Source organism: Neobacillus mesonae, assembly GCF_001636315.1.
GTDB classification, from domain to species: Bacteria; Bacillota; Bacilli; order Bacillales; family Cytobacillaceae; genus Neobacillus; species Neobacillus mesonae.
In genome coordinates this window covers 551546-567550 of the sequence record NZ_KV440949.1, presented here as the reverse complement: position 1 = coordinate 567550, position 16005 = coordinate 551546, and the positions used below count along the sequence as shown (strand labels likewise).

The window sequence follows — 16005 nt, the reverse complement described above, 5'->3', positions numbered from 1 at the left end:
GTAAAGTAGATTATCGTACATAAAGAAGTGATGAATAATGAAAAAATGGATGATCTCGATTTCCATCGTGTTGGTCATTGTCCTCCTGGGAACCTCTTTAAAAGTATACTTCACATCAATGGAACCTGTTAAAGCAGCAGAAGTAAAAGCCGTAAAGCTGGCGGGTAAAGAAATTGACCAGGTAGAAGACTTTCACATTTATAATGGACAAGAACAGATTAATGTGATTGAGGGAAAGAATCAGCAGGGACAAAAAGTAATCGTATGGATTCCGGAAAAGAGTAAGCAAATTATTGTAAGAAAAGCGAGTGCAGGTCTTTCAAAAGAAGATGCCATTCACAAACTATTACAAGAAAAACAACCAAAAAAAATTATTTCAGTCCGCCTAGGAATGGAAAAAAATATCCCATTATGGGAAATTTATTACCGTTCTGAAAATAACCTAATAAATTATTATTACATTCATTTTGAAACAGGGGAATGGCTGAAAAAAATCGAAAATTTATAGCAACGATGGAGAATGGAGGAAGTACTAATGGTGTTGGAATTAGCTAACAGGGTGTTGTCACTTACACCGTCAACGACATTAGCGATCACTGCTAAAGCGAAAGAATTAAAGGAACAAGGGGAGGATGTTATCGGTTTAGGGGCAGGGGAGCCCGATTTTAATACACCGCAGCATATTTTAGATGCGGCAGTTACATCCATGAATGAAGGCTTTACGAAATATACCCCGTCAGCAGGATTACCTGCCCTGAAGCAGGCGATTATCAAAAAGTTTGAAACCGATCAAGGCCTAACCTATAAACCAGCAGAAATTATTGTCGGAAACGGTGCCAAGCACGTGCTGTATACTTTATTTCAAGTGCTGTTAAATGACGGGGATGAGGTAATCATTCCAACTCCGTATTGGGTAAGCTACCCTGAACAGGTGAAATTGGCAGGCGGAGTACCTGTTTACATCGAGGGGAAGGAAGAAAATCAATTCAAGATTACTCCTGAACAGCTGGCTCAGGCTGTTACGAATAAAACGAAGGCAGTTATTATTAACTCTCCAAGCAATCCAACCGGTGTATTGTATACCGAAGAAGAGCTTCGTGAATTAGGAAAAGTCTGCTTGGAAAAAGATATCTTGATTGTCTCGGATGAAATTTATGAAAAGCTTGTATACGGTGGTGCTAAGCATGTATCCATTGCCCAGCTTTCTCCGGAACTTAAAGCGCAAACCATCATTATTAACGGTGTTTCCAAGTCCCATTCCATGACAGGATGGAGAATTGGTTATGCAGCAGGTGAAGAAAAGATTATTAAAGCGATGACCAATTTGGCCAGCCACAGTACATCAAATCCGACAACAACAGCTCAATATGCAGCAATCGCCGCATACAATGGGACGCAGGAGCCGGTTGAGGTAATGCGTAAGGCGTTTGAAGAAAGACTGGAAATCATTTATAAGCAATTAACTGCGATTCCTGGATTTACTTGTGTTAAGCCTCAAGGTGCGTTTTATCTTTATCCAAATGTAAAGGCTGCTGCAGAAATGACCGGGTATCAAAATGTCGATGATTTTGCCTCCGCATTACTCGTCGAAGCAAAAGTTGCCGTTATTCCAGGTTCAGGCTTTGGCACACCTGATAATATCCGCCTTTCATATGCAACATCACTTGACCTGTTAGAAAAGGCTGTTGCCAGAATGAAGGAATTTGTTGAAGCAAAACAATCATAATGAAACTATAAAAGTCTGCATCCTGCAGACTTTTTGTTTTCAATTTCCAATGCTGGATACCTAAAAGTCTTACTGGGAGCAACCGTTCATGTTATACTGTTTAGGAGGTGTCCAAAGATGAAATCAAATGTGTTAGCATGGCTTGAAGAAGGGAATATTACCATTCCCAGTTTATTATTTTCTGAATACCGAAATCTTACTTTAAATGAAACGGAACTCGTTCTTTTATTAAATATTTTAACCTTCTTGGAAAAGGGAAAATATTTTCCGACCCCGGAGGAGCTATCGGGTCGAATGACTATTTCCACTGCGGAATGCAATGACATCCTTAGAAGGTTGCTGCAAAGAGGCTTCCTTGAAATAATTGACCAATATTCCAATGACGGAATCCGCTTTGAAAAATACTCCATTAAACCATTGTGGGAAAGACTGGTAGAACAGTTTTTGGTTTCCCAGCGAAATCAAGTCCAAGAGACAACAAAGAAGACAGAAGAAATGGATCTTTACACTTGCTTTGAAAAAGAATTTGGACGTCCGCTTTCCCCATTTGAATGCGAATCCCTCGCCATGTGGATGGATGACGATCACCACGATCCAGTCATTATTAAAGCTGCCTTAAGAGAGGCTGTCATGTCCGGTAAGTTAAATTTCCGCTATATTGATAGAATTCTGTTTGAATGGAAGAAAAATGGAGTTAAAACAGTTGAACAGGCGAAAAACCATGGTCAGAAATTTCGTCAAAAGCAGCTGCAGAAAAGTAATCCAAAGGAACAAACGTATAATCCTTCCGTTCCTTTTTATAATTGGTTAGAGAATTGATTGTGGGGTGAACTGGTTGCTGAATAATACTCAAATACGATTTTGTCTCGATCAAATCGGCGAAATGTTTCCTGATGCACATTGTGAGTTAAATCATTCAAACCCTTTTGAGTTAGTTATCGCCGTTTCATTATCGGCACAATGTACTGATGCTTTAGTCAATAAAGTAACGAAAGAGTTATTTAATAAATATAAAACTCCGGAAGATTATTTAAAGGTTTCGTTAGAGGAATTGCAAAATGACATTCGTTCGATTGGTCTTTACCGTAATAAGGCGAAAAATATCCAAAGCCTTTGCCGTATGCTGTTAGAGGAGTATGGCGGTGAACTGCCGATGGACCGGGATGAGCTGACGAAACTCCCTGGAGTCGGAAGAAAAACGGCTAATGTTGTCGTGTCTGTTGCCTTTAACATTCCCGCTATAGCGGTTGATACACATGTAGAGCGGGTAAGTAAGCGCCTTGGGATTTGCCGCTGGAAGGATTCAGTTCTTGAGGTAGAGAAGACATTAATGAAAAAAATTCCTAAGAACGAATGGTCTGTTTCCCATCATCGCTTAATCTTTTTCGGAAGATATCATTGTAAAGCTCAAAATCCTCAATGTCCAAGCTGTCCATTATTAGATTTGTGCCGTGAAGGGAAAAAACGTATGAAAGGAAAGGCTGCTGTCAATGAATGATCAATCGATGACCGCTTCCGACCTTCTGAAGGAATGGAACGGTATGAAGGCACAGCTGGAAGATGTATTTCGGAAACGCGAGCAAAAAAATGCCAAACTCCTTATGGAAAAGGGGATTGCTTTATTCAATCAATTTTTAAACATAGCAAATGATCTAGATGTTTCCATAGGGAAGGTAATATCATACGATGAACTGGATGTAAAGCCGGTCAATCTTAAAGAAAGGCTTGAATTTATTATATCCAGACCCCATTTATACCATTCCTATCGTCAGTTGTCAGAGTTAATGATTGAACTGCAAAAGCTATATGTCAAGAAAGAGTTGATAAAAAAATCGTCCAGCCGAAAAAGCTAGACGATTTTTTTGCTTATGTTCCATTGCCGTTGGTTTCTTGGTCACCGGAAGGGGTGGAGGGTGTGCTTTGACCGCCTTGATCATTGCCATCTCCGCTTCCTTGACCGCTGCCGTCGTCGTTTCCAGCACCATTTCCTTGGCCGGTGCCTTGACCATTGTTGTTCCCATTATTGTTGCCATTGCCGTTATTGTCGCTATTGCCATTATTCTGGCCATTGTTATTTCCATTATTGTTGCCGTTGCCATCATTATTTTTATTGCCGGTGTTCCCGTTATCTTGTCCATTATCATTCTCATTTCCCGGCACTGTTGGCGTTTCCGGTTTAGGGATTTCAATAGAAGCAGAAACTGGGTCACTCTTCTTACTTCCACTTATGGCGACAACGGTAAAGTTGTATTTTGCTCCAGGTTCCGCAGGTAATGTTAATGTAGTATCCTGAACGGAATAATGTTTGGTACCATCTGATACATCAAAAGTAACAGCTTCATTTGTATTTTTGTACTTCCAAGATAACACAATGCTTCCGCTTGCCTCATCATATTTAGCGGCAAAGTTCGATGGAGCATTCAATTTGTAATACCGCTGTGATACGGTGGTAGGTGCATGCCCCTTAACCGCGTACTCAATGGAGACTTGGCTGCTTGGTGTATATTCGCTCGCCAGCACCGGAGGCATAGAACCTCTTTCAATTCGGACCTTTTGCACGCTGTTAGGCATTTCAAAGTCTGGTGTATCAATATCACTTGAGACATATGCCATTAAGTCCTTAAATATGAACTGGGCAATTCTTTGGTTATCACCAACTGCGGTAATTGGTGTGCTACGGTCTTTATATCCTGTCCAAATAGATGCGGTGTAGTTGGTTGTATACCCGGTGAACCACGCATCAGGAACGGCTTTGCTGTTCGGGATACCCCATTTTCTTATTTCTTCATCCGTATAGTTGGTTGTTCCGGTTTTACCAGCAATCGGCAGGCCGGGTACCTTCGCTCTCACACCCGTTCCAGGGTATTCTAATACGCTTTTCAGCATATCTGTAATCATAAAAGCAGTTGAATCCTTCATTGCCACCTTTGGTTCCGGTGCCAAACTAATAACAGTGCCATCACGAAGTTTAATCTTATTTATGGCATGCGGCTTATTATAAATGCCATTATTTCCAAACGCACTGTAAGCGCCAGCCATCTCAAGAGGAGAAACACCGACTGTTTTGCCGCCGAATCCGCCTATAGCATAGGATTCAAAAATCTCTTTTAACGGGATACCAATACCCACAGCAAAGTCCTTTGCTCTTTCGAGGCCAACCTCCTGCAGGGTTTGTACCGCGGGACTGTTCCGTGATAATTGCAGTGCAGTCCTAATTGTCATAGCACCTTTATACGATTGGTCCCAGTTGCCGAATTTTTGTCCGGTAGAATATTTTATGGGTTTATCTTCAATCATTTGATACGTACCCCAGTTCAAATATTCCATTGCAGGAGCATAATCGAGCACAGGTTTAATCGTTGAACCTGGCTGGCGCTGCGTATCAATCGCATAATTAAAGCCGCGTTGCACATTTTGGTTCCTTCCGCCGCCAATTGCCCGAATTTCTCCAGTCTTTGTATCGAGCAGGGCAATACCTGCTTGGAATTCATCGTCAGGATAAGGTATTTCCTTGGAATTGAGAATTTTATCGACATGTTCTTGTGCATTCTTATCTAATGATGTATAGATGGTTAAACCGTCTGTGAAAATATCAAAATCGGTATTTTCTTTCACCTCATCAATGACGGCATCGACGAACGAATCATACGGTTTCGTGTTGACTTTACGTTCTTTAGGTTTTAATACGGTATCCTTTACATGAACCTTTTTGGCATCTTCCATTTGTTCTTTTGTAATAAATCCATGCTGATACATCAGGCTTAAAACAATGTTCCGTCTTTTTTCAGCTAAGTCTGGATGTGTAAACGGATTATAATTATTTGGGCTTTGCGGCATGCCGGCAATTTGCGCTGCTTCCGCTAATGTTAATTCCTTTAATGATTTTCCATAATAAATTTTAGCTGCAGTAGCAATTCCATGACTGTTTTCAGACACGAACACTTTATTTGCATACATTTCAAAAATTTGGTGTTTCGTATATTTTTGTTCAAGCTGATAAGAAAGCCATGCTTCCTGTACTTTACGCTTTAACGTTTTTTCATGAGTTAAAAATGAATTTTTGACTACCTGCTGGGTTATCGTACTTCCGCCTTCTGCACCAAAACCACGCTGGAAATTGGCCAAAATCGCACCGCCAAGCCGGATGGGGTCGATGCCGTGGTGTTTATAAAACCGGTAGTCTTCAGTAGCCAAAATGGCGTTTTCCACTACTTTAGGTATGTCTTTATAACTCGCGTATTCTCTGTTAACAGCTCCTACTTCAGTCACAAGCTGCTCATTTTTATCTAATATCTTCGATGGAATTGGGTCTTTTAATAATTTTGGATCAAGCGGAGGTGTATCCTTTACTAAATACGCGAAAGTGCCAACTCCAGCAATAATGCAAACAATTCCCAAGATGACAAGGGACAGAAAGATTTTCTTGAATAGCCCCTTCTGTTTTTTTCTTGGTTTTTGCTTTCCTTTTTCCTGGAGTTTCTTCCGGCGCTCCTCTCTTGATTGGTATTGATCAGCCATTCTGCTTTTCCTTCCTTTCTAACCTTTGGAATAGGTTTTAGCAAAGGTTTAGTGCATCTAATATTTTAATATAGTCTATTCTAGGTTGAAATCCAAGCGAAATGAGGTGGCCATTTTGCTCAATTTCCTGTTTTGTAATTGACTTTCTGCCTCCATTCATCATTCTTTCCCAAAATGCTAACAAATGCTTTGCTTCAAGGAAAAATACTTCGTCATATTTCGTAAACATGAGAATCACAAAGCAGATCCCTCCTTGAGCCATCACTTCTTTCATATGGGAAATTTGATGCTGGTGGAAATTCTTCAGCGGAAACGAAGTAGGACTTTTTGTTTCCTTGGCTTCAAAATCAATATATTTCCCATTGTATACCCCATTATAATCCGTTGTAGACGCAAGTTTAAAATAGGCCTCTTTAATAACAGCCGCACTTCGTTTCGGATAATCCACCTGGACGATTTGTACAGGGGTTGGTTTTTTGTGAATGACGGCTATTTTTCGCTCCCGGTAAAATTGATTTGTATCATTTAAATATTCTTCTAACGTCATTCCACGGTTTCCATATGTTTCGATTTTTGGTTTATTTACCGGTGCTTGTTTCGGAAGTTCTTTCCGCTCAAACTTTTTGCCATTTGGATACTTAATATCCATGTCTTACACCTCTTTAAGCCACACCTTATAATAGTAACTGTTAGCATAACTTGATGTATAAAATAGCATGCCTGACAGAATCTAATAGTAATTGTAACGTTAATAAAACGAATTGGCATGAATCTTTTTACGTACATCCACTAAAAGAAGCCGGGAAACTAATAATCTATTAAAAATATCATAAAGGGAAGAAAACCATCTATGAATTATCTTACAATACAGGAACAACACCTCGTTCGTCAAATTCAAGCTGAAACGGCTAAGAAAAATCTGGACAACATATCTAGGACAGATGCTTATTTATCTTATTTTAAACGAAATCCGGATATTATTTGGTCATTTCTTGCCCATATGGTTTCCCGAAATGGGGGCTGGAATATGTGTGATCTAGAGGGGCAGGTTTTCTCCCAGCTGATACCGCCGCAAACAAGGAAACAGCTTTTTTTAACATATGAACGGGCAAATTGGCTCATTTTTCATGATGTTTTTCCACAGCTTTTGCTCTACCAATATTCGACGAAATTAAATAAGCCTTTGTTTCATTTATTGCCCTATTTTCATGTTTCTTCATTTATTCAAGCGGAATGGGTACGATATTGGAAGGAAAAGGATAGAAATCGGTTAACAACCTCATTAATTATTAATGAGCAAAATGTCATTCATACGCCTGTGATTGAACATCCTTCCTTTAAGAAGCGCGTATTTAGAACAATGTTGTTTAATTTTCAGGATTGGCTGCATTTCAGCTGTGTTTTATTTCCAACATGCGGCGGGGAGGTTTATGGTGCTTGCGCCAATGGTTTTCGCAAGCTGTCCACCCGGATTGATTTAGGAAAAAGACTTGCGGATATTTTATCACATCCTAGGCTGTTTCCTCATTTTTTAGAATTTGCCATTAAGACGCCACATACAGGTTCAAGACATGATTATGAACAATATTTTAAAAAAAAGACAGGTCGAAATACACCGATTCTCAGAACAACATTTCCGCTCATTGAACATACCCGCCATACCTTTGAGGATTGGAGCCATAAGCGGTATATCTCTCCTTTATGGCTTCATGGACCGGTATGGCATAAGCGGCCAATTCATCTGACTGATTGGTATTTTGAGAAATCATACCAGCTGGACATGATGCTATCCCTGCAACAAATATTAGACTTTCATAAAAGGCAATAAAAAAGCAAGGGGAAGTACCCTTGCTTTAGACCATTTGGTCAGGTTGAAGGTCTGTCGGGCCCTTCAAGCTTTTTATCTCCGTAGCCCGGTCTATTCTCAGGCTCTGTTTGCATCTGCTGTTTTTTATTTTGTTTATTTTTTTTGGACATCTCTAACACCTCCGATTTTTAGCATGTACTGTTTTCTTTTATTTCATGCTATTAGCAGGAGGATGTCGAAATGAACAAGAGTAAATGCAGGATTAGCACTTTCTTTGACGAATAGCTTCTAGTTTTGTCAAGCGGGAAGGAAGGAGAAAGGGAAGAGAGAATATAGTAAATAAGAATACCATGAGGAGGACTAATATATGACTGATTCATCGACTGAAAAGGGTAAGATTCTATCCATGCTGGAGGAAATTCATGGCCAATTAGAAGAGTTAGAGTCGGTTCTAGAGGATTCTTTCTCCGACCACCGAAACAAATTAAACATGACCGAACGGGAAAAAATATTTCATACAGCAAATAAACTCTCCATCATGGAAAATAAAGTTGCACAATTAGATCTTCACTCCCAAGAAGAGCAAGAGATTGTTTATAACCAATCCCCTAAAGTTCAAAACTTGAATTTGGCATTTAAGTAATAGTATGCTGTTATTATTGATATATAGCATTGCTAGGAGATAAGAAAAATGGAAAGTACCATCTATGAACTAACCGAAAGATTGCTAACATATAATACCTCGTTTTTAAACTATTTTCAGCTTGCGCGGGAAACTGGAGAGAAGCAGGATTTTCAACAAATGATAAAACCATTTGTTGATGAAGTAATGGCTGTAAATAATGAATGGAAATCTCTGATGAAGAAATGGCTGGCTGATTTGACCTTTAAACATATTCACGAAAAGCAGGTAGAAACTACTGCTGACCATATTGAGAAGTTAGCGATTCAGTGTTTTTTTCCGGAAACGAGCAAATCAAGGTTTTTAAATTCACAGCGGACAGTTGAATATTTTCTTAGGGAAGTATTAAAAGTAATAAAAACATAAAAAAGATGCCTAGCAGCATCTTTTTTTTTTATTCAATTTTCGATGAGGGAGTTTTCAATGGGCTCTTCAGGCAATGCCGCCCCTTTACCTTCAAGTTCACGAACTAGTTTACGATATTCCTTAATGCTGATCTCATTATGAATATAGGTCTTCTTGGCAAAATCCATTAATGCGTTGACATCATCTGTGCTGAAGCTGCGAATTTGACTGAATTTTTCTTTTAATTCGTGAATGTTCATCGTAAATCCTCCTTCATCATTTTTTCTATCGTATCACGAAATTAAGCGCTTTCTTAGTTTTTAAAAAATTTAAACTTTAGACAAAATAACACTAATTTTGACATGGAGAATTTCATTTGTTGAATTCACCAATCATTTTTGTCCTTCATAAAGTGTAATAGTGATAAATGCGGAGGAGATGTTTGCCCATGTTTGCTAAAAGGAGAGCTTTTCAAAATATGAATAATGGGTATCAAGGGCAAATGATGTACAATGGCCCTGCCTTTGGGCAGCAGCATCTGCAGCCCTTTAACCGGAATGGTCCGTTTTCACCACAGGCCCCGCTGCATAATCAGGAGTGGAATCCATACCAGCAGCAAATCCCATATTTTCCGCAAGGATACCAGCCATTTTCAGCGCAAAACTATCAGTCGGGACTCATGGACCAAAATATGCCGAATCAATATTTTTCACAAAAGGACTCGCAATTTTTATTTCAAAACCCGTTGCAGCCAAAAGAAGAAATGATCCCTAAACCGTATATGCAAATGAATAATTATCCTATGATGAATCCCTATCCAAAACAAAGCTTTATCCCAAAACAGCCAAGCGGGATGCAGTCACTGATGAATTCTTTTAAATCTCAGGATGGATCTGTGGATTTTAATAAAATGATGAATACCGCGGGTCAAATGATGAACGCAGTGACGCAGGTTTCATCGCTTGTTAAGGGGGTTGGAAGTATCTTTAAAGTATAAAAAAAACGGCTTGAAGCCGTCTTTTTTTTGCTTTCATCGTTTATTCAATTTCAATGATCTTACCTTTTTGCCGCGGGATGCGAATTTGTAATAATCCATCGCGGTAAGATGCTTTAATCATTTTCTCGTTAATGGCTTGTGGAAGTGATACGGTCCTTGACGACTGTTGACGGACAAACTTCCTGTGATAAATATGATTCTGGCTGTCCTCTGCTGTTTCAAGCTCGTTGTTTTCTACAGAAATGGTTAAGTAATTTCCGGTGATATTCAAGTGGATTTGCTCACGTTTCACTCCAGGAAGCTCGGCGGAAACTATATATTCATTTTCAGTTTCTACCGTGTCCACATATAAGCCTCCTTCGAATGGAAAAGGAGTTTTGAAGAAATCATCAATCGACTGTAAAAATCCTCTAATCGGTTTTTCATTAAAAAACTCATTCATGGCTTTTCTTATGTCATTGAATGGATCAAGCGGCTTTTTAGGGTTATTCTTATCGCTTGGAAGATTAGATGACACCATAATCCCCTCTCTTTCACAATTTTCACACGATATCATATGCGTGACAAATTGGCTATGTGCTGAAATTTGCGGTGCTTAATGTATAAAGGGAATATTGTGAGATAAAAAAGAAAAAACCGCAGCCGTTTTGCCGCGGGATTAAATAAGATGAATCTCTTCCATTAAGATTTCGGTGTCTAACACCATATTTCCTTCATCATCCACTTCGATCAATTCATCTTTCTTCATTTTCGTTAAGGTCCTGCTGATGGTTTCTCTTGTTGTACCAATCATATTGGCCAAATCTTTATTGGTAAATTCCGATTTTAACAGGATGGTTCCATCGTCCTGTTTCCTGCCGTGATTTTTTGCAAGACGGATTAACAGTTTTACAATTTGCTCATACGTATTATTGAGGATTTGTTCTTCGAGGCGGTTTTGTAAATCAACAATTTTTTCACCTAACACCTTAAACACTTTAATACAAAGCTCAGGATTTTCAATCAACACATTTTCAAACTTTGAAATTGGAATCGCAATCAGAGTTGACGGATCCAATACTTCAGCATAAGCAGGGTAGTCTCCTTTTCTAAAGAAGCCGACGTGAGGAAACATATCGCCCTTTTTCATGATATTTACAATTTGCTCTTTCCCGCTGACGTCACTCTTATATATTTTAATTTTCCCATGATAAATGAAATAAACATTTTCAAGCGGGTCCCCTTGAAGAAATACATGACTGTGTTTTTTCCATTCCCGAACAATAGCAATATCTGTAATTTTTGTCAGCTCATAATCATTTAGGTCTCGAAAAAGAGTAAAACCGGAAAGAACCTTTTTAATTTCCTCTATTTTCATTCAATCACCTTCATCATAAATTCAATTACTTCTATTCTAACAAATAATGTTCTAATAGTTTACTCTTTGCGGAAAAAACTTTTACGCCAGCGAATATTTAATTAGGAAAAAAAAACCAAGGATAAATCAACATAAAATGGCTTTTTTGACTTTCAAAACGAACATTTATTCGCTAGAATAGAGATATTGAGGTGAGACGGTTGAAAGTGAAAAAAAGTTTATCCGAAATTATTGATGACTTAAAAATAAATGAAAATTTTAAAGAAAATATTGTAACATGGCATACCATCCCGGAGAAGGAGGCTCAAACTGTCCCGCTGCCGGAAGCACTGCATCCGGCGCTTATGGGTGCTCTCTGTTCCAAAGGTATTAACCAGCTTTATACTCATCAAAAATCAGCGTACGATTACGTCAGTTCAGGCAGAAGTATTGTGGCGGTCACCCCGACGGCATCAGGAAAAACGTTATGCTACAATCTCCCTGTGCTGCAAGCCATACTTGAAAATCCAAAGACAAGAGCACTTTATATGTTCCCAACTAAAGCGCTTGCCCAAGACCAAAAAAGTGAAATAAACGAAATCATTCAGGCGGCGGGTGTTGATATCAACAGTTATACATATGACGGGGATACACCGGCAAATATTCGGCAGCGGGTAAGAAAAGCGGGTCATGTGGTGATTACCAATCCTGATATGCTGCATTCCGCCATTCTGCCGCACCATACAAAATGGGTTTCGCTGTTTGAAAACCTGCAATTTGTCGTGATCGACGAGCTTCATACGTATCGAGGCGTCTTTGGCAGTCATGTGGCGAATGTTATAAGAAGGTTAAAGCGGATTTGTCGTTATTACGGCAGCAATCCAATATTTATCTGCACGTCCGCGACAATCGCTAATCCATTGGAATTAGCTGAAACGTTAACCGAAGAAAAAATGGAGCTTATTGATAATAATGGCGCACCGAGCGGAAGAAAACATTTTGTTTTTTATAATCCGCCGATTGTTAATAAACCGCTAAATATTCGAAGGAGCGCCACACTTGAAGTGCGGAAAATTGCCGGGGAGCTGTTAAAAAATAAAATCCAAACGATCGTGTTTGCCAGAAGCAGGGTCAGGGTTGAAATTATTTTGACATACCTGCAAGAATTGGTGAAACATCAATTAGGACCGAAATCAATTATGGGCTACCGTGGCGGCTATTTGCCGACGGAGCGGAGGAAAATTGAAAAAGGTTTACGTTCCGGCGAAATTTATGGAGTTGTCAGTACCAATGCTCTTGAACTCGGCGTCGACATAGGACAGCTGCAGGTTTGTATCATGACCGGTTACCCCGGGACGATTTCAAGTGCGTGGCAGCAGGCCGGTAGAGCGGGCAGACGGCATGGCGAGGCATTGGTGATGATGGTGGCGAGTTCGAGCCCACTTGACCAATATATTATTCAAAACCCAGACTACTTTTTTACTAGAAGTCCGGAAACAGCCCGGATTAACCCTGACAATCTTATTATCCTAATTGACCATATGAAGTGTGCAGCCTATGAGCTGCCATTTAAAGCAGGTGAAGAGTTTGGCGGCGTCGGAACGGAAGAACTGCTGGAGTATTTAACCGAGGAGCGGGTCCTTTATCGAAACGGCGATAAATGGTATTGGATGAATGATTCTTTTCCTGCCCACAATATAAGTCTCCGCTCGGCTTCGCAGGAAAACGTCATAATTGTGGATCAATCCGATGTGGCAAATGTGAAAGTGATCGGTGAAATGGACCGCTTTTCGGCAATGACGCTGCTGCATGACGAGGCCATTTATTTGCATCAAGGCACGCAGTTTCAGGTCGAGAAACTGGACTGGGAAGAGAAAAAGGCATTTGTCCGCGAAGTGGATGTAGATTATTTTACCGATGCAAATTTGGCGGTTCAGTTAAAGGTGCTTGAGGAGGATCAATTTAAGTCTTTTGCTAAAGCCGAAATTGGCTTCGGTGATGTCAGTGTCCGGGCGATGGCAACAATCTTTAAAAAAATTAAATTTGAAACTCATGAAAATATCGGCTCAGGGCCAATCCATCTGCCTGAAGAAGAATTGCACACCAATGCGGCATGGATTTCCCTGCATAAGGCTTTGGCAGAAATGGGGCAGGAGCGGCTTGAGCAAGGCTTGGTCGGCGCCGCCCATGCATTGAATCATATTGCCCCGTTATTTGTGATGGCAGACCCGCAAGATATTCATGTCATACCGCAGGTAAAGGCGGACCATAATGAAAAACCGACAATCTTCTTTTATGATCGCTATCCGGGTGGAATCGGTTTAAGTGAAAAGATTTATACCGATATGTTTAATGTATTTAATGAGGCAAGAAAGATGATTACCCGTTGTCGATGTGAATCTGGCTGTCCATCTTGTATCGGAACAGAGGCAATGAATGAGACAGCTAAACGAGATACATTAAACATCATCGATTCGTATCTGCAGGCTTCCGAAACGAATAAGGAAGTGCGCCCATGTCATTAAAAAATAAATTAAATCGATTAAAGCCCCATATGTCATCGGCCGGTAATCAACAGGAAAGACTTACCATTAAGGCTGTTCCAGAAACGGAAGAAATCGAGGTGCCATTTCGGCAACGATGGGAAGATGAAAAGGTTTATCCATATTTTTTTGATCATGATTACTGCTTAATCAGGGAAGTGAACTATCCGCTTTCCCAAAAACATGGCCATTATCGTTTTCAAGATTTTTTAACAGCTGTTGAGCTTTGGAATGAACAGGATGTAAATCACCCGTTGTCTGCAAAAGGATTTAATCCTGGAGAACTGTTCTTTTTTGATACGGAAACAACCGGACTTGGCGGCGGGGTGGGCAATACCATCTTTTTACTGGGGTATGCCAGCATCACACATAATAGTGTGATACTAAGGCAGCATATACTGCCGCATCCGGGAGCAGAGGTGCCGCTATACCAAAGTTTTTTAGAAAAGGTTAATTATAAAACACTTGTCACCTATAATGGAAAATCATTTGACTGGCCCCAGGTTAAAACGAGGCATATGCTTGTAAGAGACCATGTCCCGAACCTGCCTGCATTTGGGCACTTTGATTTATTCCATGCCGCAAGGAGGCTATGGAAACACAAATTAGAACGGTTAAAGCTTTCTGTAGTGGAAAATGAGGTTCTTGGGGTCGAAAGAGTAGACGATATCCCCGGTTTTTTGGCCCCAATGATCTATTTTGATTTTATTGAAAACAAACAGCCTGATGGGATGCTGGGTGTCTTAAAGCATAATGAAATAGATATTCTTTCACTTTTAACGTTATATACTCATTTAACATTTCAACTTTGTGGGACCGATACAATGCAGACAAGAATGGAAACCTATGAAGTAGGCAGATGGTTTGCAGCCATCGGTGAAAGGAAGGAAGCGGAGAAGACGCTGACGAAATTGACAAACAAACAAGATTCCGCATCGTTTCAGGCAAAGCGTGTTTTGGCATTTCAAGCAAAAAAAGATCGAGACTGGGAAAAGGCACGTGACTTATTCCTAGATGTCATCGATTCAGCCGATGCCGCCTTGAACCTCGAAGCGTGTCTAGAGCTTGCTAAAATTTACGAACATCGATTAAAGAATCTTGAGAAAGCTGTTCAATTTTGTGATAAAGCCATCAATCTTTCTAAACGTGTTACAAATAATCCGAAATTAATTACCGAAGCTGCAGATGAAGGGCTTCGAAAAAGACGAGAACGGCTTGAACGAAAGCTTACAAAATTTCCAGGGCAAGCGCAAAAATAAGCAAAAAAATCGATGAACAACCGTTTTTTTTCACATTTCGACAAATGTAACAAAAATTTCACATTTTAATGACAAAAATTTTTCAAATCATATTGTCTATCTGCTTCGGACAAGGTACAATTTAAAATTGTTGAGTAAAATCAACTCTAGAATTTTATGGAGCTGGTAGTGATGTACAAAGCTATTTTATTTTTGTTTTTTATTGTTGTTTGTTTGACTGCGGTTGTTTTTACTAGTTTAAAAGATAGCTTTTATTCATTTTTTTAAAAAATCTGATTTTTAAGGTTGCGTCCAACGGAAAATATAAAGATTTTGGAAATAATCGTAAAAATAGGTATTTTCATTAGTACAAGAGTACTCCTTTCTTCATAGGCTGTTAATGTAAACACAATACAAATTGAAGGGAGAAGGGATTATGTTTCTAGGAGCTAATGTTACGCCGCCGGTTATTCATCCAACTACTAACTATGTAAATCATACTTTTTCAAAAACGGTGGTGCCTCATATTCATCCGGTACACACAACAACGGTAAACCACCATATGTTCGAGCATAAACACTATTGTCCGCACACATCATCCTGCTGTGAAGAAGTATGTAATCAGCATGTAAACTGCTGTAACCCTTGTGCGCCAGGCGGAATGCCGGCACCTAATGTGTTACCGGGATACGGTATGGGAGGCGCAGGCTTTGGCCCAGGAGGTCCAGGGTTTGGCCCAGGAGGTCCTGGTTTTGGGGCAGGACCATATATGGGACCTAGACCTTAATCATTTGATTTTCATTTACAGGGGCT

The 16005-nt window shown here is 39.8% G+C and carries 17 protein-coding genes; 12 read left to right on the top strand and 5 right to left on the bottom strand.

Annotation, left to right across the window (positions count from 1 at the left end):
• Nucleotides 1–37 precede the first annotated feature (37 nt).
• The 5 genes from A6749_RS02790 (at nt 38) to A6749_RS02770 (ending at nt 3579) form a co-directional block, all read left to right on the top strand.
• Nucleotides 38–508 carry a cell wall elongation regulator TseB-like domain-containing protein gene (locus tag A6749_RS02790; protein WP_066384957.1) on the top strand — a complete coding sequence of 157 codons (471 nt, stop codon included), beginning with the start codon at nt 38–40 and terminating at the stop codon, nt 506–508.
• A 33-nt stretch (nt 509–541) separates the two neighbouring features.
• Nucleotides 542–1726 carry a pyridoxal phosphate-dependent aminotransferase gene (locus A6749_RS02785; protein ID WP_066400711.1) on the top strand — a complete coding sequence of 395 codons (1185 nt, stop codon included), beginning with the start codon at nt 542–544 and terminating at the stop codon, nt 1724–1726.
• A 117-nt stretch (nt 1727–1843) separates the two neighbouring features.
• On the top strand, nt 1844–2545 hold the full coding sequence (locus A6749_RS02780; RefSeq protein WP_066384953.1) for a DnaD domain-containing protein: 702 nt from the start codon (nt 1844–1846) through the stop codon (nt 2543–2545).
• A 16-nt stretch (nt 2546–2561) separates the two neighbouring features.
• Nucleotides 2562–3224 (top strand): endonuclease III, encoded by a 663-nt coding sequence (gene nth / locus A6749_RS02775; protein ID WP_066384949.1) that lies wholly within the window; start codon nt 2562–2564, stop codon nt 3222–3224.
• On the top strand, nt 3217–3579 hold the full coding sequence (locus A6749_RS02770) for a YpoC family protein (protein ID WP_066384946.1): 363 nt from the start codon (nt 3217–3219) through the stop codon (nt 3577–3579). Before nth ends, A6749_RS02770 begins: the two co-directional genes overlap by 8 nt.
• Nucleotides 3580–3592: 13 nt before the next feature.
• Here A6749_RS02770 and A6749_RS02765 read toward each other — a convergent pair whose 3' ends face one another.
• Both A6749_RS02765 and recU read right to left on the bottom strand, forming a co-directional pair.
• Nucleotides 3593–6244, bottom strand: a complete 2652-nt coding sequence (locus tag A6749_RS02765) for a transglycosylase domain-containing protein (RefSeq protein WP_066384942.1) — start codon at nt 6242–6244, stop codon at nt 3593–3595.
• A 37-nt stretch (nt 6245–6281) separates the two neighbouring features.
• Nucleotides 6282–6893, bottom strand: a complete 612-nt coding sequence (gene recU, locus A6749_RS02760) for a Holliday junction resolvase RecU (RefSeq protein ID WP_066384940.1) — start codon at nt 6891–6893, stop codon at nt 6282–6284.
• A 201-nt stretch (nt 6894–7094) separates the two neighbouring features.
• Here recU and A6749_RS02755 point away from each other — a divergent pair, with 201 nt between their 5' ends.
• The 3 genes from A6749_RS02755 to A6749_RS02745 all read left to right on the top strand — a co-directional run bounded on the left by A6749_RS02755 (nt 7095) and on the right by A6749_RS02745 (nt 9099).
• Nucleotides 7095–8072, top strand: coding sequence for a DUF2515 family protein (locus A6749_RS02755; RefSeq protein ID WP_066384938.1), 978 nt, complete (start codon nt 7095–7097; stop codon nt 8070–8072).
• Between the two features lie 346 nt (nt 8073–8418).
• Nucleotides 8419–8694 (top strand): hypothetical protein, encoded by a 276-nt coding sequence (locus A6749_RS02750; protein ID WP_066384937.1) that lies wholly within the window; start codon nt 8419–8421, stop codon nt 8692–8694.
• A gap of 48 nt (nt 8695–8742) precedes the next feature.
• Nucleotides 8743–9099: a DUF1798 family protein gene (locus A6749_RS02745; protein ID WP_066384936.1), complete on the top strand. Its 357-nt coding sequence runs from the start codon at nt 8743–8745 to the stop codon at nt 9097–9099.
• 32 nt (nt 9100–9131) lie between these two features.
• Here the strand turns inward: A6749_RS02745 and yppF are convergent, their stop codons facing one another.
• Nucleotides 9132–9338 (bottom strand): YppF family protein, encoded by a 207-nt coding sequence (yppF, locus tag A6749_RS02740; protein WP_066384933.1) that lies wholly within the window; start codon nt 9336–9338, stop codon nt 9132–9134.
• 218 nt (nt 9339–9556) lie between these two features.
• Between yppF and A6749_RS02735 the strand changes: the two genes are divergently transcribed.
• The gene (locus A6749_RS02735; protein ID WP_236719619.1) at nt 9557–10075 is read left to right on the top strand and encodes a YppG family protein; all 519 of its coding nucleotides are present in this window, start codon (nt 9557–9559) and stop codon (nt 10073–10075) included.
• 40 nt (nt 10076–10115) lie between these two features.
• Here A6749_RS02735 and A6749_RS02730 read toward each other — a convergent pair whose 3' ends face one another.
• A complete protein-coding gene (locus tag A6749_RS02730; protein ID WP_066384928.1) occupies nt 10116–10595 on the bottom strand; it encodes an Hsp20/alpha crystallin family protein in 480 nt (159 codons plus the stop codon).
• Nucleotides 10596–10733: 138 nt separating this feature from the next.
• A complete protein-coding gene (locus tag A6749_RS02725) occupies nt 10734–11432 on the bottom strand; it encodes a Crp/Fnr family transcriptional regulator (RefSeq protein WP_066384926.1) in 699 nt (232 codons plus the stop codon).
• A gap of 200 nt (nt 11433–11632) precedes the next feature.
• On the opposite strand from A6749_RS02725, the gene A6749_RS02720 reads away from it, so the two are divergent.
• From A6749_RS02720 to A6749_RS02710, 3 genes are all read left to right on the top strand, one after another.
• Nucleotides 11633–13936 (top strand): DEAD/DEAH box helicase, encoded by a 2304-nt coding sequence (locus A6749_RS02720; RefSeq protein ID WP_066384924.1) that lies wholly within the window; start codon nt 11633–11635, stop codon nt 13934–13936.
• Entirely contained in the window at nt 13927–15213 is a 1287-nt protein-coding gene (locus A6749_RS02715; protein ID WP_066384920.1) for a ribonuclease H-like domain-containing protein, read from the top strand. The genes A6749_RS02720 and A6749_RS02715 overlap by 10 nt, the downstream gene beginning before the upstream one ends.
• Before the next feature lie 415 nt (nt 15214–15628).
• Entirely contained in the window at nt 15629–15979 is a 351-nt protein-coding gene (locus tag A6749_RS02710; RefSeq protein ID WP_066384917.1) for a CotD family spore coat protein, read from the top strand.
• The last annotated feature ends 26 nt before the right edge of the window (nt 15980–16005 follow it).

Excerpts from the sequence above, each read along its gene's own strand:
- A6749_RS02790 (WP_066384957.1), top strand. The coding sequence starts at position 38 with ATGAAAAAATGGATGATCTCGATTTCCATCGTGTTGGTCATTGTCCTC.
- A6749_RS02780 (WP_066384953.1), top strand. The coding sequence starts at position 1,844 with ATGAAATCAAATGTGTTAGCATGGCTTGAAGAAGGGAATATTACCATT.
- A6749_RS02770 (WP_066384946.1), top strand. The coding sequence starts at position 3,217 with ATGAATGATCAATCGATGACCGCTTCCGACCTTCTGAAGGAATGGAAC.
- A6749_RS02765 (WP_066384942.1), bottom strand. The coding sequence starts at position 6,244 with ATGGCTGATCAATACCAATCAAGAGAGGAGCGCCGGAAGAAACTCCAG.
- recU (WP_066384940.1), bottom strand. The coding sequence starts at position 6,893 with ATGGATATTAAGTATCCAAATGGCAAAAAGTTTGAGCGGAAAGAACTT.
- A6749_RS02755 (WP_066384938.1), top strand. The coding sequence starts at position 7,095 with ATGAATTATCTTACAATACAGGAACAACACCTCGTTCGTCAAATTCAA.
- A6749_RS02750 (WP_066384937.1), top strand. The coding sequence starts at position 8,419 with ATGACTGATTCATCGACTGAAAAGGGTAAGATTCTATCCATGCTGGAG.
- A6749_RS02745 (WP_066384936.1), top strand. The coding sequence starts at position 8,743 with ATGGAAAGTACCATCTATGAACTAACCGAAAGATTGCTAACATATAAT.
- yppF (WP_066384933.1), bottom strand. The coding sequence starts at position 9,338 with ATGAACATTCACGAATTAAAAGAAAAATTCAGTCAAATTCGCAGCTTC.
- A6749_RS02735 (WP_236719619.1), top strand. The coding sequence starts at position 9,557 with ATGAATAATGGGTATCAAGGGCAAATGATGTACAATGGCCCTGCCTTT.
- A6749_RS02730 (WP_066384928.1), bottom strand. The coding sequence starts at position 10,595 with ATGGTGTCATCTAATCTTCCAAGCGATAAGAATAACCCTAAAAAGCCG.
- A6749_RS02725 (WP_066384926.1), bottom strand. The coding sequence starts at position 11,432 with ATGAAAATAGAGGAAATTAAAAAGGTTCTTTCCGGTTTTACTCTTTTT.
- A6749_RS02715 (WP_066384920.1), top strand. The coding sequence starts at position 13,927 with ATGTCATTAAAAAATAAATTAAATCGATTAAAGCCCCATATGTCATCG.
- A6749_RS02710 (WP_066384917.1), top strand. The coding sequence starts at position 15,629 with ATGTTTCTAGGAGCTAATGTTACGCCGCCGGTTATTCATCCAACTACT.